Raw genomic sequence first — 23,689 nt, forward strand, 5'->3', positions numbered from 1 at the left:
GGTTTACAATTAGATATAGATAACCTTTTAGAAGAACCTGTGACATCATCTGTATTTGACTCGGAACGTCTTTTATTTAGCCCAGCAACCCCCAAGACTGACGCTATTCCTTTGATTTTCGCTTTTCCCAATGAGTACACGGTGGGAATAACGAGTCTTGGTTATCAGGTGGTTTGGGCAACTTTAGCGATGCGTGATGATTTACAGGTAAGTCGTTTATTTACTGATACTCAAGAACAACTTCCTAGACAACCAGAAATATTAGGTTTTTCTATGTCTTGGGAATTAGATTATGTGAATATTTTCAATCTTTTAGAATCTTTACAAATTCCCCTGCGCGCAAGTTATCGAACTGAAAATCATCCTCTCGTTTTTGGTGGAGGACCTGTTCTCACTGCTAACCCTGAACCTTTCGCAGATTTTTTTGATGTGATTTTATTAGGTGATGGGGAAATTTTACTAGGAAGTTTTATTGAAGCTTATAAAGAAGTTAGAAACGCAACACGAGAAATTAAATTAAAAAGATTAGCCCAAGTTCCTGGTATTTATATTCCTAGTTTATATAGTGTTGAATATTCTAGCAATGATGGTGAGATAAAATCAATTTATCCCATTACTTCTGATATTCCCGCAGTTATTCAAAAGCAAACTTACCGAGGAAATACTCTTTCTGCTTCTACTGTTGTCACAGAAAAAGCTGCATGGGAAAATATTTTCATGGTGGAAGTGGTGCGGAGTTGTCCCGAAATGTGCCGCTTTTGTTTAGCAAGTTATTTAACTCTACCTTTTAGAACTGCGAGTTTAGAAAGTTCTTTAATTCCTGCTATTGAACAAGGTTTAAAAGTTACTAACCGTCTGGGTTTATTGGGTGCTTCTGTAACTCAACATCCTGAATTTTCAGAGTTATTAGATTATATTAGTCAACCAAAATATGATGATGTGCGGTTGAGTGTTGCTTCTGTGAGAACCAATACGGTAACGGAAAAGTTAGCTGCAACTTTGGCAAAACGTGATACCCGTTCACTGACTATTGCTATAGAAAGTGGTTCGGATAAATTACGCCAAATTATCAATAAAAAGTTATATAACGATGAAATTATCCAAGCAGCAGCAAATGCTAAAGCTGGAGGTTTATCAAGTTTGAAGCTATACGGAATGGTGGGTATTCCTGGGGAAGAACCAGAAGATTTAGATGCAACGGTAGCAATGATGAAATCTGTAAAAAAAGCTGCTCCTGGTTTGCGGTTAACGCTGGGATGCAGCACCTTTGTACCCAAGTCTCACACGCCATTTCAATGGTTTGGGGTGAATAAACAATCTGAAAAGCGGTTACAGTCTTTACAAAAACAGCTAAAACCGCAGGGTATAGATTTTCGTCCAGAAAGTTATAATTGGTCTGTTATTCAAGCTTTGTTATCGAGGGGCGATCGCAGACTTTCTTATCTGTTAGAATTAACTCGTGATTTTGGTGACTCTTTAGGTAGTTACAAACGCGCTTTTAAAGAATTAAAAGGAAAAATTCCCGATTTAGATTATTACGTTTATAGTAATTGGTCAACTGAGCAAATTTTACCTTGGAATCACTTGCAAGGACCCTTACCACAGTCTACACTAATAAAGCATTTGACGGAAGCGATGAGTCATTTTCGCGTTGCGTCCCCTGTCCAATAAAAACCAAAAATTCCCCAAGTGAGAAAATGCAAAACACATCAGAATTTTATTGTGCTTATTGTGGAGAAGAAAATACAACTTTTATTGATTTCAGTGCAGGAATGATGCAAAATTATATAGAAGATTGTCAAATTTGCTGTCGTCCAAATATTTTGTATGTCAGAATTGATGAAGATACGCTAGATATTGAAATAGATAGTGAATACGAAGGTTAAAGTTTAGGTTTTTCGTTTCATGCTGCACTTTACTTATTCTTCCATTATTAATGCACCCGTCGAAGTAGTTTGGAAATTCCATGAAAGACCAGATATTTTACAACTACTAACCCCACCTTGGCAACCTGTACAGGTACTCCGACGCGAAGGGGGACTTGATGAAGGTGCAATAACTGAGTTTCGCTTGTTTCTGGGGCCTTTACCTTTGACTTGGTTAGCACGTCACACTGACTATGAAAAATGTCGTCTGTTTACTGATGTACAAATATCTGGACCTTTTGAGTCTTGGGTACATCGTCATGAGTTTACAGATGAAAATGGAAAGACAAAATTAACTGATAATATTGCTTATTCTCTTCCTGGTGGTGATGGGGTGGAATTTGTTAGCGGTTGGTTAATTCAAGTGCAGTTAGAAGCGATGTTTCGTTATCGGCATTTTGTGACGAAACGGGAGTGTGAGGTCAAAATAATTAATGATTAATTATCCAGATTTATAGCATCTTTGCTATTCCCAAATTTGAGACTTACCTATTTATTCACAATTGAATATTCAGAAATTTTACAACTGATAACGGAGGAATTATCATGTTAGAAGTTAAGCCACGTTTTCAAAGTTTTGAAGAATATTTAGCTTATGATGATAGTTCAGATAAATTATATGAATTATATAATGGAGAGTTAATAGAAATGCCACCGGACTCAGGAATTAATGTACAAGTTGCCACGTTTTTATTAATTCAATTTGTTGCATTGTTAGGTTATAAAAGAGTACGGGGACATGGTTTAGAATTGGAAGTAAGAGGAGAACCGAGAAACCGTTATCCTGATTTAACTATTATTCGAGCAGAACATATTCAACAATTAGCAAAACGTAACACCATACGATTATCAATGTTACCACCTTTATTGGTGGTTGAAGTGGTGAGTCCAGGGGAATTACAAAGAGATAGAGATTTTATAGCCAAGCGGTTACAATATCAAGATTGTGGTATTCCTGAATATTGGATTATTGATCCAGAAAATAAGACTGTGTTAGTGTTGGAATTAATTGATGGTATTTATCATGAGGTGGGGATTTTTGCTGGTGATGATTTGGTGATTTCTCCACAGTTTCAGGAGTTAAGTTTGTGCGTGTCGCAGATTTTTGATTATCAATTATAAAACTCATGAATGACAAAGGTTTTGGGAGAGTGGAAGAAGAGAGTTATTTCTATTTTCTATCTATACAGTAGTTTGGTTTTCGTTGAAGGTGCATTACCGCTTATATAGACTCAAGATGTGTTAATTTCTCTAGCAGTTTATAAACCTCAGTCCCAATTTTTTGCTCTGGATAATTTGCATCATCAGGATTACATCCACCCAGGATTTTTGCTCTAAGTATTGCTTTGGGTATATATTCAATTAATGTCTCATAATATTGAGGTAATCTTCCTCGATGAATACGCGCTAATAAACTTTTACATATTCCTGGTCGTTTTTTTATAAAATGTTTCAAGATATAATCATGTAAACTGTCGGGTGAAGTTTCTTCTAAAATACAATCTTTTAAAGTCGTATTTAAATCCACAAAATGCAAAATTAACCAAAGTTCAAAACATGGATTACTTAATCCTAGCTTATAAAGAGAACTTTCTAAACATTTTTGATAAATTTGTTCAATAGATTTTTTACGGTTATCATATTCATCTGTATCAATGATTAACCATAACTCATCATAATTTTCTTGAGGTTGATACCTTTGTTTTAATTCTTCGAGAAATTTATCTAAAGTCTCTAAAACTATATCAGGATGAGAATTACCCGCTTTAGATTCTTCTCTATCTATAAACTCTACATATAAATTACTCATCCTAAATTCTTCTGCATATTTCTTTTTTAAAGCACGAAAATATTTATATTCAGTTTTATCACCTTCTGCAACTATTATATATAATTTCCATTTTCCATCAGGTGTACATTTTCTATTAATTTCAATTGATATCCGCTGATAATCATCATTTCTTTCCCTTCCCATTTTATGTCTCTTTACTCCAACCTAAAGCTTTTAAATCTTGGATAAAAGGTATTGCTCCAAATCTTCCATTAAGATATCCAGCAACTAAATCTAAATTTTCAACATCTGTATTTGCTAAAGAATAAAGTATAGATTGTCCATATTTATCTTTTTCTACAAACCAAATTTCGTCTTTTCTAAAAACATTTTTGATATCTAGTAAGTTAACTTCATGTGTTGATGCTATTAACTGACTATTGGAATTTTTATATTCATTATTGTTTAAAAAATGGTCAAACACTTTATAAATCAGTATAGAATGTAAACTTCTTTCAATTTCATCTATTACATAAACAGCGTTTCCAATAGCTAAATGTATGAGTATAGGAAATAAATCTATTAATCTTTGTGTACCATCAGATTCCTCAGATATTTTGAACTCAACTTCATTATCTTGTTTATCATCTCTGATGATTGATAAATCTAATACAACTAATTCCTCTGTTGCATCTTTAACCCTAGCAATAATACTTTTATAATTGGGTATAAAAAGCATCGAATTTTCACTTTCTTCATAAGGAAATACTTTTTTTATTTCATCTTTATCATCTGCTGCTATTTCTTTGTCATCTTCTAAAGGAGTTTCCGTAATACTAATTTTTTTTATCCCCAAATCTAATGATGATAAAAATTTACTCAAAGAATCTTGAACTTGTTGATTCAGAAAAGGTAATGCAAGAGGTTTATCATTTGGAAAGATAATTGTCAAAACATTACTAAACCATTTATATAGATTTTCCAATTGTTTAATATCACGCTCTTGACTGTTAGTAATAAATAATAAATTCTCTCTTGTACCATCAGCTTCATAAGCAAGTCTATTTTTTTCATATTCAGAAATATTGAAAAATAACTCATGCTGGAAGTTAAATTTTATTTTTTTATCTATTCTTTCATAGATAGCTTTTTCTAGATTTAACCCAATTTCAAATAACCATTCTTCATGAATTTTATGTTTATCAATTAAAAATCCATAAGCATATTGTTTATTTTGATATCTAAACTCAAATTCAAACCTTGAAGGTTTATGAAAACAGGTTTTATCTAGTCTGAAGTTATCAATATTTATGTTTTTATTTTTCTCTACTCCATTAACTATAAAGTCTTTCGCAAACTTCATAGCTTTAATAAGATTAGATTTTCCCGAAGCATTAGCACCATATATAATTGACGATCTTAATAACTTGATTGATTCTTCTGAATCTCCTCCAACTATATGATGACTATGGTGAGTATCATTTGAAGCAATCATATTAAAATCTACCCTTTTGTTAAAGGATAGAAAATTTTCTACGGTGAATCTAATTAACATATTGCTTGAACTTAAACTATCTAACCAATTGCTTTAATCATAGTTCTAAAACAACTCAGATGTGAAATTATTTTATCAATGTTGCTTGCTGTTTATCTGTTAATTCTACATCCACTTCCTTCACAGACGGCCGCACACACAAATAAATCAACGCACCAAAAAAAGGAATTAAAGCAAATAACCAAAATAATTGATTATCCTTCCAACCCCGTCGCGTCATATCATCTCCTAACAAAGTTGGAAATAATAAACTCAACATACAAAAATCTAAACTCATTACATGAATAAATCTGCTGGTTTGCCATTGTTGGACAAAATTAGTCCAATCTCCTTGTAAACTATATGCAGCTAAAACACCAGCACCTAAAGTTAATAATATTCCTGTAATACGAGAATCAAATATTTTCAGAAATAGATTTTTTTGCCCTACAAATTCTTGATTTGGTTCTCTTAAAGCTAAATACGGTAAAAGTGCAAAAGCCCCAACTGCAAAGGAAGCAGTCGCAAATGGCCAAGCGCGGATTTTTTGCCCTCTTCCATCAATAAATAATACTGAACTATATATTAAAGGCCAGATACCCATAATATTAAATAAAGCAATTATTACCGGATTAATACCTTGCCAATTTCCTGTAGAGAGATTTTTAATTAACTCTAAAGTTTCTGGGAAATTATCAGGAGGAGCAAAGAAAAAGGCATAGGAAACAAATCCTAGCCATAATAAACCAAAAGAGATTTTTCTCAACATAAATAATGCAGTTTACGCAGTTTGACTAAAAGCTTCTGAAAGGTAATCTGCTGCTGCGGCTACAACAGCGATCGCATTTTCATAGTCTAACCGAGTTGGTCCCAAAACACCTACACTTCCCACCGTTACAGAACCCCGACGATAGCTAGAAGAAATCAAAGAACAAGTCCGAATCGGTTCTAAGGGGTTTTCTGCACCAATACGCACCGTTACCCTGGCTTTACCCGTTTCCTCAACTTCCGGTTCTTCACATATTAACCGCCATAATTGTTCTTGCTCTTCTTCCAACAGGTGCATAATTGTTTGTACTTGCTGTATTTGAGCAAACTCCGGTTGACGTAACACCTCTCCCACACCCCGCACCATAATTTGTGTCGCAGTGGGAGCAACTGCACGTTGGAGTAATTCTGTCAAGGAACTTTTTAAGAATTCACCATAGCGTTGAAACTCCTGATCTAATTCACTCCAGTCAAGCTGGGCTAATTCCAACAAAGTACAGCCACGCAAATGACTGTTTAGGAAGTTAGAAACAATTTGTAATTCTCGATCAATCACCTCTGCTTCCGGTTTAGTTTCTGATGATGCTGTAAACAGATCCATTACCTTGGAATGTGTCTCATAACCATCAGTCACCACAATCAGCATAATTTTTCCAGCTTCGACTTGCAAAAGTTGCAAATGTCTTAACTGTGCTGTATTAGCCTGGGGCATTGTAATCAAGGTAATGCAGCCGCTTAATGTTGCCAATATTTGTGCCGCACCTTGTAACAAAGCTTCTAAGCTCCAATCATCCCAATGTAGACGCTGTTGTAATGTTGATTCAACCTCTTTAGCTAATACTTCCGACGGTTTCATCAACTTGTCAACATATATACGATAACCAGAATCAGAAGGTACTCTCCCCGCAGAAGTGTGTGGTTGGTAAAGTAACCCCGATTTTTCCAAAACACCCATAACATTGCGGATGGTAGCGGAACTGACACCAAGATCAAATTCCTCAATTAGAGCTTTAGAACCAACTGGTTCTGCTGTAGCAATATAATGGCGTACAGTTGCCCAAAGTATATGTTGTTGTCGATTTGTCAGATGGACTTGCATAGAATATGTTTTACTGAAGGCAAATTTTAAGCAAAGGTGGAAAAAAATCTTGTGGCTGAAACCGCAAAAAAGATTAATTATTAATTAATGAAAGATCGTAAATTATATATTTATACTATATTATTTGAGTGCAAAGCTTCCCTTGAGAATTTATTTTGCGCGTAATTAATAATACATCCTATCGGTTAGCACAAAAGAAGATAAATTCTCATCTATTTACCATATTATCTCATAATATTTATTAGCAAAGTTGTATTTTTAGATACGAAATTGTAATTGGATTACAGTCACATTACTGACTAAGATCAAGTTGGTGATTGGTAATTGGTGATTGGTAAGAATTTGTTACCCTGTCCCCAGTCTCCAATCCCCAGTCTCCAATCCCCAGTCTCCAATCCCCAGTCTCCAATCCCCAGTCCCCAATCCTCAGTCCCCAGTGCCTAATACTGAGGAATTGAAGGATCAACTAATATAGAGTAAGCCGCAATGCCACCCGTAATATTTTTAACATTTGTAAATCCTTGGGCTACTAACCACTGACACATCTGAGCAGAACGAACTCCGTGATGACACAGCACCATAGTTTCTGCGTTGGCATCAAAACGCGTGGAAATTTCACCGTTCCATTGCTCATATTCACTCAAAGGTAGATTGACAAAACCATTAATTTGTGCTAATGCCAGTTCTTGAGGTTCGCGTACATCAATTAATTGTAGTTCAGGATCAGCTTGTGCTAGGCGTTGCGCTAGTTGCTGAACGTTAATTTCGCTAAAAGATTGAGCAGTCATGCAGTTTTTCTAAAAAATCCTAGATTTGTCATACTATTCATGTTGGCAGAAAAGCTGGGAAATAGGTTTAAGTGAACAGTCAACGCTCATTTTTTGGTTTCTTGGTAGCTGGTGTCATTGCCCTGCTACTGATTGCTATTGCTGGATTTTACTGGTTTTTTGCCAAAAGTCCAGCCAATCTCAGCACCCCCAACTCTCAACCAGGGGCTGCTATATTTGTGTCGAAGTTGTCACCTGTAATGGTGTCCTTGCTAGTCAATCCCGAAGGTTTGCAGTCACTAGAACAACAAGGAGAAATTTCCAAGCTCAAAAACAGTTTATTGGCAAAAACTAATATAGATTTTCAAGATGATATTAAACCTTGGCTAAGTAATGAAATTACATTGGCTGTCACTAGCCAAGATATAGACCGTGACCCAGAAAATGGATTACAACCAGGGTATCTGATGGCACTAGCTACAGATAACCCAGCCAAAAGCCGCGAGTTTGTCGAGTTGTTATTTTCTAAACGGACTTTAGCAGGAGCAAATTTAGAAGTTGAACAATACAAAGGTGTGAAATTACTTTATGACAATCACGAAACAGTAACACCTATAAAAATCCAAAATCCAAAATCTAAAATCCAAAATAGTTTAGCTGGTGCGGTTGTTGAGAACTTTGTCTTGTTTGCTAATGATATTAAGGTGCTGCGAGAAGCGATTAATAATGTTCAAGCACCAAATTTGAATTTGAGCAGTTCTTCCCAATATCAAAAAGCTATCAAAGAATTACCCAAAAATGCTGTAGCTGTAGCTTTCTTCAATCTGCCTACGGTGGCACAATGGCAAGGATTAGAATTGGCAGAATCAACTTATAACAGCCAAATTCTATCTTTGGTATTAAATCCCCAAGGATTGCAGGCAGAAAGTACGTTTTTAACTGCGTCGAAAGTTGCCCCTGTATCTATGCCACTATCTAAACCTGTGGGCGCATTGCAGTATATTCCAGAATCAGCAGGTTTGGCGATCGCTGGCGCAAATTTGAGCAATTTAGCTGACAGCGATTTAGCAAAACTCTGGAGACAAGGAACAGCAACTATCTATGGTTCTTCGCAAGAGGCTATTTCTCGTTGGGTGCAACCTTTGGTGGATGTACAAAAACGCTGGGGTTTAAATTTTAGTGAGGATATTTTCAGTTTGGTAGTAGGAGAATATGCCCTGGCAATTTTACCCAATCAAGCAAATATAAACCCTAATTGGGTGTTTGTAGTGGAAAAATCACCGCCGTTAGAACAAGGTATAGCGAAGTTAGACCGCATTGCTACCAACAGCGGTTTTAATGTTACTTCTCTTACTCTCAATAACCAAAAAATTGCCGCTTGGACAGAGTTAACAGCCACTCAAAAAGAAGCATCTGTAAATGTTGAGGCCAAAGTCCGGGGAGCGCATACAAGCGTTGATAATTATGAAATTTTCACCTCTGACTTAGGGATGATGGAAAAAATCCTCAATCAGCAACAACCCCTGATTGAAAATTCCAACTTTCAGGATAATATTGCCACCATGCCCTTACCAAACCAAGGCTATATATATATTGACTGGCAAAAAAGCCGGGACTTTCTAGAACTTCAACAACCCCTACTTAAATTTGTGGAAGTCTTGGGTAAACCACTGTTTGACAATTTGCGATCGCTTACAGTCAGTAGTTATAGCACTGATCCAGGAACCCTCAAAGGTGGTGTCTTCTTCCAGCTTGCTCACTAAATTATTTTCTGACAAGTTAGACAAGTTAGACAAGTTAGATACCCGACTTCTCAAAGAAGTCGGGTATCTGGACATCCCAAACCTTATTTTGTGTCACCCTAAAGCGTGATCTAAGCACTACTCATTAGCTATTTTTTTAGATAAAATAAGTATACAGAGTTACAAAAAACATTTGGGATCGCGCTATGAAATATCGTCGCCTTTGGCTTCAATTTCGGTGTAGCTGGCTGTTAGCTGCAATTGCCGCTATGATAGCGACACCTGTAGCCGCCCAGACAGCAAATTTTGGAACTATTAAACTATCACCAGGTTTTCAACCAGGACAGGGAACTGCATCTGGTTATACAGGGGGTTCTTATTCCTTGTCTGCCATGAGTAACCGCGATCGCGATAAAAAAGTGTGTATTGGTTTTGGTGATCCCAAACCTGATCACATCCTCATTTTAGAAAAAGACTTTGATAAATTGACAGTATTAATTAACAGCGGTGGTAAAGATACCACTGTATTTATCAAAGGACCAGATGATGCAACAATTCGGTGCGGTGACGATACCGGAAGAAGTAAAGACGCTAGTGTGAGCGATCGCAACTGGAAAAAAGGCATTTATCAGCTTTGGGTAGGTACATTTAACCCTGGAGATAAACATAACTACACTTTAAAAGTCGAAGAATAGGGAATAGGGAATAGGGAATAGGGAATAGGGAATAAGCAAGAGGTAAGAATTGATTAATTTTTCCCAGTCCCCAGTCCCCAGTCCCCAATCACTGATGACCAAGTAACGATAAAATAGGAAAGTAGCTTGTTTTGCTTTTTGGGTACTATCTCGATGCTTTCTACACTGCGTGCCGACTTTCGCATCATCTTTGAACGTGATCCAGCAGCCCGGAATTGGTTGGAAGTCTTGTTTTGCTACCCAGGTTTACAAGCCTTAATCTTCCATAGACTGGCGCACTGGCTTCGCGCTATCGGTATTCCTTTTATCCCCCGATTTATTTCTCACATAGCTCGGTTTTTAACGGGTATTGAAATTCACCCAGGGGCTGTGATTGGTAAAGGCGTATTTATTGACCACGGTATGGGCGTTGTCATTGGTGAAACAGCAATTGTGGGGGACTACGCCCTAATTTATCAAGGTGTCACCCTGGGGGGTACTGGTAAAGAAAGCGGCAAACGTCACCCTACAGTTGGTGAAAACGTTGTTGTTGGTGCAGGTGCAAAAGTTTTAGGTAATCTCCAAATTGGTAATAATGTCCGCATCGGTGCAGGTTCAGTCGTATTAAGAGATGTTCCTTCTAACTGCACTGTCGTAGGCATTCCCGGACGTATTATCTACCGTTCTGGAGTCCGGGTTTCTCCCCTAGAACACAACAATTTACCAGACTCGGAAGCAGAAGTAATTCGCACTTTGGTTGACCGCATTGAAGCACTAGAAGAACAAATTCAAGCCCTGCAAACTCCCGTAAAAACTCCGGTTTTAGTCGGTCAATTCATTCAAGAAAATGAATTACCAAAAGAACACAATTTCTGTAATATCAGAGATAAAAAGATTCAGGAATTTTTTGATGGTGCAGGAATATAGAAAACCAAATATCAAACAATGTAATGATTCAGTATAGTATCCAGATCCCCGACTTCTGGCAAGAAATCATAATTTATTAACACGATTAAATAAAGAAGTCGGGGATCTTACCCTTTTAATTTATTAAAATACCTGAATCTTTACCAAAGAATTAACAAACAATTAAATTACGGGTTTATTTCTTCAGTCAGCCATTCCTGGGTTTCAGTGCAGTGGTAAACCCATCTATTTTGTGGTTCACCCCGCAATTCTAAATGATCTACTTCTGTAGGTTCAAGTAATAATAAACAAAAATTTTCTACTGGTTGAATATTATCTGGTGCTGGTGGTGTAAAAGCTTCTGGTGTTTTTACTCTCATGTTACCCGGATCAGGCCAAACAAATTGTAATCTAGCTGCATCACTTAATTCTTGCCACATTTTTATCCTCGTTGCTTGTAAATGTGGATGAGAATTAGCAGTAACTAAAGTTAATTTTCCAGCAATACGAAATTGTTCTCTGGTGTTGGGAAAATACCAGCAAATTTCTGCTGCTGGTTGTTTTGCTATTTGTTCAGCTTTTGCACTGCGAATATCGGTGATGAATTTTAGCTGGTTTGTATCTTCTAGAAAACCACGAAATACTACAGTGCGGTTTGCAGGTAAACCATTTTCTCGCACAGTTGCAAGTTGGACATAGCGGGAATAGATAAGACTGCGGTTTTTGTGTAGTGTCCGAGTGATAAGACTTCGCCAAGGTGCTAGGGGCATTTTTTTCTTTTAGTGGTAATTTATACAAAATAAGACATAGCGCAAAGTGGGAAATTTAGCAATCTTCCATCCTCTAACTACTTGGCGTTATAGTTTGAATTCATCAAAAAGCAGAAGTAGATTATTGTGACTTGAACGTAAACACCAGAGTGCTACTATTCTTTCCAGCAGGCAATCCTGTGTTTTTGAGCTTGCAGTTACGGGACAAGAGGCGATCTCACTTTTTTAGAATAAATGTACTATTCTCATGGGTTAGTCTAAAAATTTGACTTATTTAGATATAGAACTCATTTCTGATATATCAATTTACACAGAAATCTTAAATCAGGAAAACTTATATGGAAGTTAAAATGAACAATAATGAAAAATCAGCTTTACTTGCTGAACTTACCCAACTTGGTATTAAGCATACCGCTGAAAAAATAGTCAAGATTGCTAAAAAAGCAGATGGCAAAATCATATTTTTAGAAGAAGGAAAACCTGGTAAAAGAGGAAGCGGATTATTACACATTTTAGACAGACATCAAGAAGACTTTGCCAAACGTGGAATTTCTGAGAATGAAATCTCCGATGCTGTTATGACTGCTGTAACCAATGGAATATTTCTTGGTTATCAAGGAACAGTAGAACCTCGAAGAGAAATATATGAAGTAACTTTTAATGGAAAAAAGCAGTACATAGCAGTGACGCTAGGTGATAATGGTTATATAGTTGGAGCTAATCCCGCGTCTTTACCATAATTCCACCTGAGTAGCTATGGCAATAAAAATTAAACTAATGGCTGATTATGGGTGTGACCCTTTATGGTGGGCAGATGTTGATAAAGTGGGTAACATCAACCCAGCAAGACTGCCCCTCAGTAAAGAAACCATTAACCGCCTAAGAAATTGGGCAACCAGTTATAATGCAACATTAAATTGGCAAGAGCCTGCTAATTCACCAGATTTGAGTCCAGAAGAAGAAGCAGCTTTTGAACAAGAAGGTATTAGTTTGTGGAAGCAACTGCAAAAAGAACTTGCACCTAATTATGAAGTTATCTATTTTAGTGAGCAATTACGTAAAGTTGTCACGGATATCAATGAATTAGAATCTTTACTTACTATCAATGCTTAATGGATAGTCAACGAAAAAAGTAAACAAACAACAGTATTACACACAAAAGCTATTTCGGAAAAACTTTGAGAGTTGACAACCCTGGCGCACAGTCAGGGTTTTATACTGAAAATAAAATATAGTTATAATTTACACAAGCTAAGATATAGCGCAAAGTGGGAAATTTAGCAATCTTCCATCCGATAACTACTTGGCGTTATAGTCTTAATTTGTTAGTCAGCAACAAGACCTTATTATGGTTCGAGAACTTGAACGCAAACGTCAGGGTGCAACGTTTCCAGAATCTGCTCCAGCAGCCAATCCTGTATTTTTTAGAACCTACAGCCGCCGTACAGAGGCAGGTTTAAGGGAAAGTTATGATCAGGTGTGCGATCGCACTCTTAAAGGCTTAGTCGAACTGGGAAAACTCACCCCCGAAGAAGCTGCCCTTTTAGACAAAATGCAGCGCAACATGAAAGCCCTTCCCAGTGGGCGCTGGATGTGGGTTGGTGGTACAGATTGGTTAACCAAACCCAAAAACTTCTCCGGTGCTTATAACTGCACCTCTACCAACTTGGTAGACTGGAAAGCCTTCGGTTTGATGATGGACTTAGCCATGATGGGCTGTGGTACAGGTGCTATCATTGAACCACAGTATATTAATCAACTGCCTTTTATCCGTAATCGCCTAAATATAACAATCACAGGTGAAATTGGCAGCACTCCTAAAGAACAGCGTCGTGAATTTACACAAACCGATATAGAAGCTAACACCGCTACTATCCACGTTGGAGACAGCCGGGAAGGTTGGGTAAAATCCTATCAAACCCTCTTAGAACTATCCAGCGATGAACGCTTTACAGGTGACGTTGAAGTAATTGTTGATATTAGCGACGTGCGCCAATCTGGGGAAACCCTCAAAGGCTTTGGCGGTATGGCTAATCCTGTGAAGTTGCCTGGATTGTATCAGCGTTGTGCCTCTATTCTCAATAAAGCTTTAGGCAGACAATTAAATTCAGTTGAATGCTGTTTGTTGATTGATGAAGCCGCTGTCACAATTGTTGCAGGCAATATAAGAAGGTCCGCGGGGATGCGTCAGTTCGTTTCTGAAGATGAACAAGGCGCAACTGCCAAGGATAACCTATGGCAACAGGACGCAGAAGGCAACTGGCGTATAGATCCAGAGCGTGATTCTCTGAGAATGGCCAACCATACAAGGGTATTTCACCGCAAACCAACCTTAGAAGAATCCATTGCTGCTGTACGTAAACAATACTATAGCGGTGAAGGAGCAATTCAATGGGCTGGTGAAGCTGTCGCTAGAGCGAACATTGATTTACTGTCCACACCAGAATTTAAAAAAGACTTTTTGCAAGCATATCAGGAAGGAAAAGCCAAAGAATGGATACAAGAACGTCACCCAGAGATTGATAATCAAGAATTAGAGCATCGTTTGGGTAGATATGGCTTAAATCCGTGTGGTATTTAATTATACTTGCTTCACGTTAAAAATCTGGCAAAATCGGTGAAGGCTGAGATGCTAATACCGAGGTAATTACAGGAAATAAAGAGCCTGTAACACCGTAGAGAGTAGAAGTTGAACCTCTTAGGAGAATAAAAAACTTCCACGAGTGCCGGACTACAGGAAACTGTAGAAAATGTACTCCGAGCTAGTGCGAAATAGAAGCACTAGAACTAGAGGATAAAGAGCCTTTAGGGTAACAAAACTGGAAATTATTGGTACTGACTTCCATTGTGTTAGTGGTGATACCTTACTCATCACTAAAGATGGAATGCACAAAATTCAGGATATTGTCGATTCTGAAGTTGAAATTTGGAACGGTAAAAACTGGAGTCAAGTTCAACCATTTAAAACTGGTAGTTCTCGCGTTCTCTATCGCGTGCGCTTTGGAGATGGTTCTTATGTAGATGCAACTGAGTATCACCGCTTCTTTGTTAAAGATAGATTTGGCAAAAATTACAAAGAAGTGCAAACAAAAGACTTGATGGATACCAGTCGATATGCTATCCACACAGAACCTTTTACTATTCAGTACGAAGATGGATTAAATGTTGATCTCAACTATGCCTACACTTTAGGAGTAGCTGTTGGAGATGGAACAACCGATCAAAAAGATAATGCCAAAGTTAGGTTGTATGAAAAGAAAGCCGCTTTAAATCTCTCAGGAAATAAATCTCCTATCAGAGATTACGACTACTTACCCACTTTTACAGATGTTACAGATTTAGGTTTTTCTGGAGAATTCTTAAAAAGCCTAAAAACAAATCCAGAAGCACTAAATGTTATAGCTGGTTGGAATCGTCAAGCAATTTTGCACTTTATCGCTGGTTTAGCGGATACAGACGGCTCAAATACAAACAGCAACGGCATCAGAATATATATCTCTGACTATGATCGAGCTTATCGAGTTCAGTTACTACTAACTAAATGCGGTATTCGTTCATCTGTCAATCTGTGCGCTCATCAAGGGGCAGTCACTAACTATGGAATCAGAAGTAGAGATTTATACTACTTGCAAATAACTGAGTGTGGCGAAATTCCTTGTCAGCGTTTGGACGTGAGCAAAGGCACAAATGCCAAATATAAAGGGAAATGGCAAGTTGTAAAAAGTGTTGAACAATTACCCGGATTACATGATACTTACTGCTTCAATGAGCCGGAATATCATAAAGGTGTTTTTGGTAATACCTTAACCGGAAACTGTAATTTATCAGAGGTACACTTAAACCAACTAGACCCCGATAACTACAAAGAACAAGAAGAAGCATTTACCGCAGGTGCTTTGTCAGTGGCCGCGCTGTTAAATCACCACTTCCAAGAACCCCGCTATCAATATAGTCGGGAACTTGATCCTATTGTCGGTGTTTCCTTCACCGGTTTATTTGATTTCTTCGTTCATGCTTTTGGTGTGGACTGGTTGCGCTGGTGGGAAGCAGGAAGACCTGAAACCCCTGAAGGATTGATATTCAAACGCGGTGAGCAAAAATATCTCAGCAGATGGAGAGAGATAGTCCATAAAGCTGTTTGGGAATATTGCGATCGCCATAATATCAAACGCCCCAATCGTTGTACAACTGTGCAACCATCAGGGACAAAATCTCTCTTAACCGGTGCTAGTTCCGGTTGGCATCCCCCCAAAGCCCAAAGATTCATTCGTCGGATTACCTTCCGCAAAAATGACCCAGTGGCATTAGCTTGTATAGACTATGGTTACAACGTCATCCCCTCCCAATCTGACAAAGACGAAAACGGCAACTTACTAAATGACCCATTTGATTACCGTTGTACCGAATGGCTTGTAGAAATACCCGTTGCTGTATCTTGGGCAGATTTACGTGGTGCTGATGTGATAGATGTGTCTAAGTTCACTGTCTTGGCACAATTAGATTTTGTCATGCAAGTGCAGAAATTCTACACAGCACATAACACTTCAGCAACTTTAGAACTACGTTCTGAGGAAGTAGAACCTTTGGGAACACGCATCTATGAAGCCATTCAAAATGATGAAGGCTATATTTCAGCTGCATTATTAGCGCGGTTTGATGACATTCAAACATTCCCCCGTTTACCCTTTGAACCCATAGACAAAGCCACTTATCAGCGTTTGTCTCAAGAGGTCAAAGCACGTCGGAAAACCGATGATTTCTGTGGCGCACTCAGTCGTTATGATTTGGGAGAACTAACAGAAGCAGGGCCTAGCGGTTGCGACTCTGATAAATGTATGTTCCCAGAACAACCGCCCACATCATAAAAATCCTTTTGAGTAGTACCATTTCTCAAACTCCCCCCTTAAAAAGGGGGGTTGGGGTGCATCTCCTGACTCCTGACTTTAATTTTCAATTTTTAATTCAATGACATGAGTGGAACTAACCCATTCGCCTTTTTCGTTATAAGTACGAATTAAGCGTTGACGTTCATTTTCTCTGACTAACCAACCTGCTTCCACAAAAAAAGGTTTTCTCAGTTGCAGTTGCAAGGGAACATTACTAGAAGTTCCATCAGGTAATAATAAAATTTGTCGAGTAGTTCGTTCTTTATCAAAAATGAGTTTATTGCCTTCTATTCTTGCCGTTGAAGTAATCACTTGGGATGAAAAAGATAATTTTTGTTCTAAATATCCATTACCTGTTTCTTTAATTTCCAAATAACTAGCATAAGTTTCAGATGGTCTCAGGTCTGAATACACTGTATGAGCTTTACCTTGCCAATTACCAATTAACTGTTCTACCGTCAGTGGCGGACGTTCATAAGCATCTGTAGAACTGCGAAATTCCCTAATCAAAGTTAAACTAATAAAGTTGCCTTTTTCGTCATATAATTGCACTAAACGCAAGCGACGATCATCATCAACAAAGCCGTATTCGGCTCCAAATTCTGCAAAAGGCGCTAATTGCAATGTTCCTTTAGAAAAAGCTCCTGTGGCAAAAAAGATATTTTGTCTTCCTAAGGAACGATATTCCTGTTGATAATCATCAATGGGAGGACTATCATAACCACTAGAATCAAAACGACGTAATCTAAAAAGCACTGCTTGATGATTATCAAATGCTTCTAAATTTAAAATGCTGGGAGTAGAATCTAATATTTTTCCGCTGGGGGAGATTTTAGTAAATGAACCACGCCATTCGCCTAAATTTTTGAGAAAATTTTCCCAGTTACTGGACATAATTTAATTGTTAATTTAAATAGCTTATTTTAGTTTAATAATGGCTAAATATCAAGGTTAATGATGTCCGTGATAATTTGACCAATGATAAGCATACATACAGCCAAATATGATCAAATCTATTGCTAGTTGCTTCTTAGCCAGTATCTGTTAAGATTGATGAAGATTTAATAATTTTTACGGCAATACTAGGAGATTGTAATGTTTATTACTGAATTATCGCCCCTCTTTAAAGAACTTGCCCAACATCCAGTTTCATTTATGGGTGGGTTTGTCTCCGGTGTCCTTCGACTCAACCTAGCTGATGATCCTGTGAAAACTTGGCTAGATCAACATATTACTTCAGGTGGTTTCCCTAAAACCGGTACTGAAGCACAGAATGGCAAAGCCTCTGGTCCCCAACAAATTTCTATTGATTAATCTCTTCTTAACCGTTAATGCTTCCAAGTTAACGGTTACTGAATATTAAAACATAATTATATTTACTGTAGATTAACGAGCAAGTCAAACTCAATCTTATAGAAATTAATTCTGTTAAATTATGTAATAGATAAAAATAGATAATTTTATATTATCATTCTTTGTAAAATCTCATACTTTGGATAATGTCACAATCAGTTATCATAATTAACAGATGCGTCTGTTCAGTCTAATGGCAGATTGAGTAATGGATATGGTAGCCCTTATGGCTCATTTTCTACAATTTTTGCCATCCATGAATCAGAGGCAACTATGCAATGCTTGCAATTTACTTAGTTCCAGTTTCCCGCTGAACTATCGCTTTTTGTTGAATATTACGTGACTCATAATGACTATCTACGTTGGAAATCTCTCTTACCGCGCGACCGAAGCAGACTTAAAAGCCGTGTTTGCTGATTTTGGCGAGGTCAAAAGAGTTGTCTTACCTACTGACCGCGAAACCGGAAGGATGCGCGGATTTGCTTTTGTTGAGATGATCGAAGATGCACAAGAAGATACTGCTATCACAGAATTAGATGGTGCAGAATGGATGGGTCGTCAACTAAGAGTTAATAAAGCAAAACCACGAGAGGATAACCCACGAGCTAGTTGGTCTAAAAAAGAATATTAATAATAGAGAAACCTTATCATAGCAAATTGTTTCTATTTATGCAAGCGATCGCTAAAATCCAGCTAGAAACAATTGAGAATGACACAAACCAATAAAATTAAGCCCGACTAGTGAGACATTTTAGGCAAATGTTAAGACTAGTCGGCTTTTTTTATCACAATTAAACCTGAAATTCTCAGGAGATAGTCCCCGACTTCTGGGTATCTGGGCATTAATTTTTTTATTTCAGCTACTTGAGAAGCTATGTAAGCGTGACAGCTTATGGATGGATGTAAAAAAATGGAAGTATATTTCTAGAAGTTGTGGAAAAGTAATTTTTTTATAGGTAAAATATATAGGAAATATATATTGATAATTTTGAGGTAGTCAAAACAGTTAATCTACTTCATATTTTAGTTTTAATACTTGACTTTTGTTTGGAAATAGGTATTGTTACAAATTACAAATTAAATGTTCAAACTAAGTGCAACGAACTAAAAACTATGGATGTTCAAGAACTTTTAACTAGATATGCCAGAGGAGAAAGAAGCTTTAATGGTATTGTCTTACCCTCAGCCAACCTACAAGGAGCTAACTTAGGTGGTATAGACTTTGCTAGAGCAGACCTTAGAGGTGCTAACCTCACCGCAGCTTCTTTGACTGGAGCGAATTTAAGTAAAGCAAATCTCAGAGGTGCAAAACTAGAAGATGCACATTTATCGGAAGTGATTCTATGTGGTGCTGATTTAACTCAAGCTGTGCTAACTAATGCTCATTTGAATGAATCAGACCTTAGTGGAGCTTTATTAAGTGGTGCAGATTTGTGTGATGCTAATTTACATCAAGCATCAATAACCGCCGCTAATTTACAAGATGCAAACTTGAGTGGTGCAAAAATGGGAGGCGTGCGGATGTGGAAAGCAGATTTACAAGGTGCAAATTTAACTGGTGCTGACTTAAGCGAAGCAAATCTGTGTGAGGTAAATTTGACCAGAGCTAATTTAAATGCCACGGATATGAGTGAGGCTTTTTTAACTGCCGCTATTATGCCAGATGGAAGTCTTCATAGTTAATAAGTAATAGAAATAAGAGTCAGGAGAAAGAATAAATTTTGAGGTTTTAAAAGTAGAGACTTTTCATCAACCGTCTCTACTTTTTACTTTTGACTATGCCTTCTATTGGCCATTCTTGAATAATTTTCCCACAAATTCGGATACATTAGTTAAGAGATGGTCATCATGGGTGCAAAGATGTTAGAAGACTTACAAAAAAACCGGGTAGTAGTTGTCGGTGCTGGTTGGGCTGGTTTAGGTGCTACTTACCATTTAGCCAAACAAGGTTATGATGTCACACTTCTAGAAGCAGGACCCTATCCTGGTGGACTGGTTGCAGGATGGCAAACTGCGGGAGGAAAATCTGTAGAAGCTGGTATTCATGGCTTTTGGTATCCTTACAGAAATATTTTTTCTCTTATTAATGAATTAGAAATTAATCCTTTTACAACTTGGACTCGTTCTGCTCAATATTCTCCCGCTGGTTTAGAAGTTGAATCACCAATTTTTCAAGATTTACCAAGACTGCCAACACCTTTAGGAACTTTTATTTATACGCAATTTCAGCGTTTACCACTTGTTGACAGACTCAGTGCCTTACCTTTACTTTATAGCTTAATTGATTTTGATAATTCTGATGAGGCTTGGCGGCGTTATGATTCTATAACTGCCCGTGAATTATTCAAAACTTTTGGTGTTTCCGCACGACTCTATAAAGAAGCTTTTGAACCCATGTTATTAGTGGGTTTATTTGCCCCTGGTGAACAATGTTCAGCCGCTGCCACTTTAGGAATGTTGTATTATTTTGTTCTCGCCCATCAACCTGATTTTGATGTAGTTTGGTGTCGGGGAACGGTAGGAGAAAAAATCTTCCGTCCTTGGGTAGAAAAAATAGAAAAATTAGGCGTAAAAGTTTTAGCTAAACACCGAGTTACAGACGTAATTGTTGATAATAATTGCCGCGTTAAAAGTGTAGTTTGCGGTGATGAAGTATTTGATGCTGATGCCGTAATTTTTTCTGTTGGTATCACAGGAATGAAGAAAATTGTCGCTAGTAGTCCTAGTTTACAAAATCATGAAGAATTTCGTAATTTAAATAATTTAGGTGCAATTGATGTTTTAGCAACTCGGTTATGGTTTGACAGAAAAATTGATATTCCTCGTCCTTCTAATGCTTGTTTTGGTTTTGATGACACTACAGGATGGACTTTCTTTGATTTGAATGCTTTGCATGATGAATTTAAACATCAAAAAGAGACAGTTGTTGAAGTTGATTTTTATCACGCTAATCAATTTTTGAATTTAAGTGATGAGGAAATCATGCGGATAGTTCAGGGTTATTTAGCAACTTGTATTCCAGGATTTAAAGAAGCAAAAGTAATTGATAGTAGTGTGATTCGTCTAGGAAATGCCGTTACACATTTTTCACCTGGTAGTTATCGTTATATGTTGCCAGCTAAAACGAGTTTTGAAAATGTATTCATGAGTGGAGATTGGATTATTAACCGTCACGGTTCTTGGTCACAAGAGAAAGCTTATGTAACAGGTTTAGAAGCCGCTAATTTGGTGATTTCTCATTTACAAAACGGTAAAAAAGCTGATATTTTACCTATAGAAAAAGATGAACCTCATATACAAATAGCCAGAAACATGAATCAAAGTATACGAGATTTAGGAAAATCTATTTTTCCTAATTTTTGGTTGCCATAATTAATTAATAGTAGGGTGGGTTAGTTTGTAGTTAGTTTGTAGGTTGGGTTTAGCTCCGTGAAACCCAACTTTGCATTAGAGATGATGTTAAGTTTTGTTCCATTTCTACGCAAAATTTACAAACTCTTGTTGGGTTGCGCTGTCGCTTAACCCAACCTACTTTAATTACTTTTTCCATCCAAACCTTTTTGAACCCAACTTAAACATTCATGGGGTGATGAAAATAATTTTGGGGCTGCAATATTGCTTAATGATTCTGGTGCATAATGGTCATAATAACATTTACCATTTTTCTGATAAACAATAATCAAATTATGACGATAAACGTAGCGTGATTTAAAAAAATCAACTTGAATAACAAACTCTATATTTACATCAATATGTTCTTTAGCAATATCAATAATATTGATAATAGTATTACAATACATTTTTGCTGGATTTTCTGAAGCATGAAATCTGCTTTTATGTCCAATTTCTGCCAATAACTTGTATGAATAGATTTCGTAATTATCGAACTTTCCAAAAACAAAAGGAATAATTAGATATCCTTGATATGAGACAGAACTTTCATAAAGAAGACGAGTCATTTAAATTTCCTGAAAGATTAATTTTTATTTCTCAAAAAATTATAGTTTAAATTATCACCAAAGACTAAGTTGATTAGGAGGATGGTTAAGATTATTCCAAGGTAGAGGAGGAACTTCTAAACCACTTTGTTCTAATAAATTTTGGAAATGACGAGCATTATTAGGAGACATATCTTCTGTGGGACAATGCACAAAGAAATAAATTTTAATTCCAGCTTGTAACCACTGTTGAATCTGCGTTACCCATTCTGCCATAAACGGCTGATTTACTGATAACTGCGGATGAGAAATAAAGCGAATTAAAGTAAAAGGTGCTGTCACACTGAACTGAACAGGTAATTGAGGTTTACGGCGTTCTGATGCTAATTGTGGGTCATCTTCCCCAGTATAAACAGGGCGTGTATCTAACAAAACCCTACCAACCCCTAAATTTTCTAACAACTTTGTCAAATTACTCAGATGGGGTTCTTGAAACCAGTCACCATGTCTCACCTCTAATGCCAATGGTACATCTTGACGTGGCCATGCTTCCAGAAAAGCCGTCAAATCATCCAGCAAAGCAGGTGAGTAACTGGGTGGTAGTTGGGCAAACATTGGACCCAAATGCTTACCTAAAGGGCGCATCCTCTCTAAAAATGCTAAAGCTTCAGGAATATGGGGTTGCAGTAATTTTTGATGGGTAATATCTCGCGGTAACTTCAAGCAAAATTCAAAGCCTGGAGGTGTTTCCGTAGTCCAACGGGTAACAGTTTCTGCGTTAGGTACGGCGTAAAAAGTGGTATTACCTTCTACCGTAGTGAAGCGACGACTGTAAAGATGTAGGAAGTCCGTGGTGCGAGTTCCTGGGGGATAAAGTTCGCCCACCCAACCTTTATAAGCCCAAACTGCACAACCGATATAAAAATTCATAAAATAAATCACTTTGATATGTTCTATTCAATTGTATAAGTAGGTAAAAAAGATTCACTATTGCTAGTATTATATAAAGATTATACATACCAAATAAATTAGTAACTTTATGCCCAGGAAAGAACAAGGTTGGGTGACATTTCAAACTTCAGAAGAAGAACGGAAGATTTTAGAAGAGTTTTGTCAGCACTCCCAGCGTACCAAAACTGAGATTTTGCGGGAATTAGTTCGTGGTCTTCATAAATCTTCTTCATCCCCACAACCATTACCAACTACCCAGGAAAAAGTAGAAACTCAGACTTTTGAGATGGAAATTATTAGTCAAAAAAAGCCATTAAAAGTTAGTTCGCGCAATGTTTTAAAGGGAGTTGTTAAACGAGTAACTACAGGAACTGTTAATACTGAAGTGACTTTAGAAATTGTTCATAAAGTTGAATTAACCTCAATAATTACTAAAGTCTCAGCAGAGGAATTAGAATTATTTGAAGGTACAGAAGCTTATGCTGTGATTAAATCAAATGATATTGTTATTGCCAAGGATTAAATAACAAAAAATCAAGAAATCACTGCTTAAAAATTAGTCGGTTTTAACCGACTTTAGCTATTAGACAGGGAATTGATTCCCT

At 37.1% G+C, this 23,689-nt stretch carries 23 protein-coding genes and 2 pseudogenes; 16 read left to right on the forward strand and 9 right to left on the reverse strand.

Annotated elements, in window-relative coordinates; genetic code table 11:
* Positions 1–39 precede the first annotated feature (39 nt).
* The 4 genes from H6G06_RS04715 (at position 40) to H6G06_RS04730 (ending at position 3,047) form a co-directional block, all read left to right on the forward strand.
* Entirely contained in the window at positions 40–1,671 is a 1,632-nt protein-coding gene (locus H6G06_RS04715) for a radical SAM protein (protein WP_190557573.1), read from the forward strand.
* A 26-nt stretch (positions 1,672–1,697) separates the two neighbouring features.
* The gene (locus tag H6G06_RS04720; protein ID WP_190557575.1) at positions 1,698–1,886 is read left to right on the forward strand and encodes a CPXCG motif-containing cysteine-rich protein; all 189 of its coding nucleotides are present in this window, start codon (positions 1,698–1,700) and stop codon (positions 1,884–1,886) included.
* A 19-nt stretch (positions 1,887–1,905) separates the two neighbouring features.
* Positions 1,906–2,367, forward strand: a complete 462-nt coding sequence (locus tag H6G06_RS04725) for an SRPBCC family protein (protein WP_190557577.1) — start codon at positions 1,906–1,908, stop codon at positions 2,365–2,367.
* A 104-nt stretch (positions 2,368–2,471) separates the two neighbouring features.
* Positions 2,472–3,047 (forward strand): Uma2 family endonuclease, encoded by a 576-nt coding sequence (locus tag H6G06_RS04730; RefSeq protein WP_190557579.1) that lies wholly within the window; start codon positions 2,472–2,474, stop codon positions 3,045–3,047.
* A 100-nt stretch (positions 3,048–3,147) separates the two neighbouring features.
* On the opposite strand, the gene H6G06_RS04735 is transcribed toward H6G06_RS04730, so the two are convergent.
* The 5 genes from H6G06_RS04735 to H6G06_RS04755 all read right to left on the reverse strand — a co-directional run bounded on the left by H6G06_RS04735 (position 3,148) and on the right by H6G06_RS04755 (position 7,885).
* Entirely contained in the window at positions 3,148–3,900 is a 753-nt protein-coding gene (locus H6G06_RS04735; RefSeq protein ID WP_190557581.1) for an RloB family protein, read from the reverse strand.
* Position 3,901: 1 nt separating this feature from the next.
* On the reverse strand, positions 3,902–5,191 hold the full coding sequence (locus H6G06_RS04740; RefSeq protein ID WP_190557583.1) for an AAA family ATPase: 1,290 nt from the start codon (positions 5,189–5,191) through the stop codon (positions 3,902–3,904).
* A 127-nt stretch (positions 5,192–5,318) separates the two neighbouring features.
* Positions 5,319–5,999, reverse strand: coding sequence for a DUF2834 domain-containing protein (locus tag H6G06_RS04745; RefSeq protein ID WP_190557585.1), 681 nt, complete (start codon positions 5,997–5,999; stop codon positions 5,319–5,321).
* A gap of 12 nt (positions 6,000–6,011) precedes the next feature.
* Positions 6,012–7,097: a heat-inducible transcriptional repressor HrcA gene (gene hrcA, locus H6G06_RS04750; protein ID WP_190557587.1), complete on the reverse strand. Its 1,086-nt coding sequence runs from the start codon at positions 7,095–7,097 to the stop codon at positions 6,012–6,014.
* Between the two features lie 440 nt (positions 7,098–7,537).
* Entirely contained in the window at positions 7,538–7,885 is a 348-nt protein-coding gene (locus H6G06_RS04755; RefSeq protein WP_190557589.1) for a rhodanese-like domain-containing protein, read from the reverse strand.
* A gap of 71 nt (positions 7,886–7,956) precedes the next feature.
* Here H6G06_RS04755 and H6G06_RS04760 point away from each other — a divergent pair, with 71 nt between their 5' ends.
* From H6G06_RS04760 to cysE, 3 genes are all read left to right on the forward strand, one after another.
* Positions 7,957–9,627 (forward strand): DUF3352 domain-containing protein, encoded by a 1,671-nt coding sequence (locus tag H6G06_RS04760; protein WP_190557591.1) that lies wholly within the window; start codon positions 7,957–7,959, stop codon positions 9,625–9,627.
* Positions 9,628–9,812: 185 nt separating this feature from the next.
* Entirely contained in the window at positions 9,813–10,301 is a 489-nt protein-coding gene (locus H6G06_RS04765) for a hypothetical protein (RefSeq protein ID WP_190557593.1), read from the forward strand.
* A gap of 153 nt (positions 10,302–10,454) precedes the next feature.
* Complete coding sequence (cysE, locus tag H6G06_RS04770; RefSeq protein ID WP_190557595.1) at positions 10,455–11,207, forward strand: serine O-acetyltransferase; 753 nt, start codon at positions 10,455–10,457, stop codon at positions 11,205–11,207.
* 167 nt (positions 11,208–11,374) lie between these two features.
* Here cysE and H6G06_RS04775 read toward each other — a convergent pair whose 3' ends face one another.
* Entirely contained in the window at positions 11,375–11,956 is a 582-nt protein-coding gene (locus H6G06_RS04775; RefSeq protein ID WP_190557597.1) for an Npun_F5749 family FMN-dependent PPOX-type flavoprotein, read from the reverse strand.
* A 338-nt stretch (positions 11,957–12,294) separates the two neighbouring features.
* On the opposite strand from H6G06_RS04775, the gene H6G06_RS04780 reads away from it, so the two are divergent.
* From H6G06_RS04780 to nrdJ (H6G06_RS04795), 4 genes and pseudogenes are all read left to right on the forward strand, one after another.
* Positions 12,295–12,696, forward strand: a complete 402-nt coding sequence (locus H6G06_RS04780; protein ID WP_338422912.1) for a hypothetical protein — start codon at positions 12,295–12,297, stop codon at positions 12,694–12,696.
* Between the two features lie 16 nt (positions 12,697–12,712).
* A complete protein-coding gene (locus tag H6G06_RS04785; RefSeq protein WP_190557599.1) occupies positions 12,713–13,069 on the forward strand; it encodes a hypothetical protein in 357 nt (118 codons plus the stop codon).
* A gap of 235 nt (positions 13,070–13,304) precedes the next feature.
* Positions 13,305–14,531 (forward strand): annotated as a pseudogene (gene nrdJ / locus H6G06_RS04790) (ribonucleoside-triphosphate reductase, adenosylcobalamin-dependent); the annotation flags it as partial.
* A gap of 256 nt (positions 14,532–14,787) precedes the next feature.
* Positions 14,788–16,821: pseudogene (nrdJ, locus tag H6G06_RS04795) on the forward strand (ribonucleoside-triphosphate reductase, adenosylcobalamin-dependent); the annotation flags it as partial.
* A gap of 78 nt (positions 16,822–16,899) precedes the next feature.
* Here nrdJ (H6G06_RS04795) and H6G06_RS04800 read toward each other — a convergent pair.
* Positions 16,900–17,736, reverse strand: coding sequence for a DUF3598 family protein (locus H6G06_RS04800; RefSeq protein ID WP_190557601.1), 837 nt, complete (start codon positions 17,734–17,736; stop codon positions 16,900–16,902).
* Positions 17,737–17,937: 201 nt separating this feature from the next.
* Between H6G06_RS04800 and H6G06_RS04805 the strand changes: the two genes are divergently transcribed.
* The 4 genes from H6G06_RS04805 to H6G06_RS04820 all read left to right on the forward strand — a co-directional run bounded on the left by H6G06_RS04805 (position 17,938) and on the right by H6G06_RS04820 (position 21,567).
* Positions 17,938–18,156, forward strand: a complete 219-nt coding sequence (locus H6G06_RS04805) for a ssl0294 family protein (protein WP_190557603.1) — start codon at positions 17,938–17,940, stop codon at positions 18,154–18,156.
* 388 nt (positions 18,157–18,544) lie between these two features.
* Positions 18,545–18,826 carry an RNA recognition motif domain-containing protein gene (locus H6G06_RS04810; protein ID WP_190557605.1) on the forward strand — a complete coding sequence of 94 codons (282 nt, stop codon included), beginning with the start codon at positions 18,545–18,547 and terminating at the stop codon, positions 18,824–18,826.
* 482 nt (positions 18,827–19,308) lie between these two features.
* Positions 19,309–19,878 carry a pentapeptide repeat-containing protein gene (locus H6G06_RS04815; RefSeq protein WP_190557607.1) on the forward strand — a complete coding sequence of 190 codons (570 nt, stop codon included), beginning with the start codon at positions 19,309–19,311 and terminating at the stop codon, positions 19,876–19,878.
* Between the two features lie 165 nt (positions 19,879–20,043).
* Positions 20,044–21,567 carry a hydroxysqualene dehydroxylase gene (locus H6G06_RS04820; protein ID WP_422387043.1) on the forward strand — a complete coding sequence of 508 codons (1,524 nt, stop codon included), beginning with the start codon at positions 20,044–20,046 and terminating at the stop codon, positions 21,565–21,567.
* 161 nt (positions 21,568–21,728) lie between these two features.
* Here H6G06_RS04820 and H6G06_RS04825 read toward each other — a convergent pair whose 3' ends face one another.
* Together H6G06_RS04825 and H6G06_RS04830 are read right to left on the reverse strand one after the other, a co-directional pair.
* The gene (locus H6G06_RS04825) at positions 21,729–22,154 is read right to left on the reverse strand and encodes a hypothetical protein (protein WP_190557609.1); all 426 of its coding nucleotides are present in this window, start codon (positions 22,152–22,154) and stop codon (positions 21,729–21,731) included.
* A 54-nt stretch (positions 22,155–22,208) separates the two neighbouring features.
* Positions 22,209–23,063 carry a DUF72 domain-containing protein gene (locus tag H6G06_RS04830; RefSeq protein ID WP_190557611.1) on the reverse strand — a complete coding sequence of 285 codons (855 nt, stop codon included), beginning with the start codon at positions 23,061–23,063 and terminating at the stop codon, positions 22,209–22,211.
* Positions 23,064–23,172: 109 nt separating this feature from the next.
* On the opposite strand from H6G06_RS04830, the gene H6G06_RS04835 reads away from it, so the two are divergent.
* Positions 23,173–23,607 carry a TOBE domain-containing protein gene (locus H6G06_RS04835; RefSeq protein ID WP_190557613.1) on the forward strand — a complete coding sequence of 145 codons (435 nt, stop codon included), beginning with the start codon at positions 23,173–23,175 and terminating at the stop codon, positions 23,605–23,607.
* Positions 23,608–23,689: the final 82 nt, after the last annotated feature.

The sequence above is a fragment of the Anabaena sphaerica FACHB-251 genome (genome assembly GCF_014696825.1).
Taxonomy (GTDB): Bacteria; Cyanobacteriota; Cyanobacteriia; order Cyanobacteriales; family Nostocaceae; genus RDYJ01.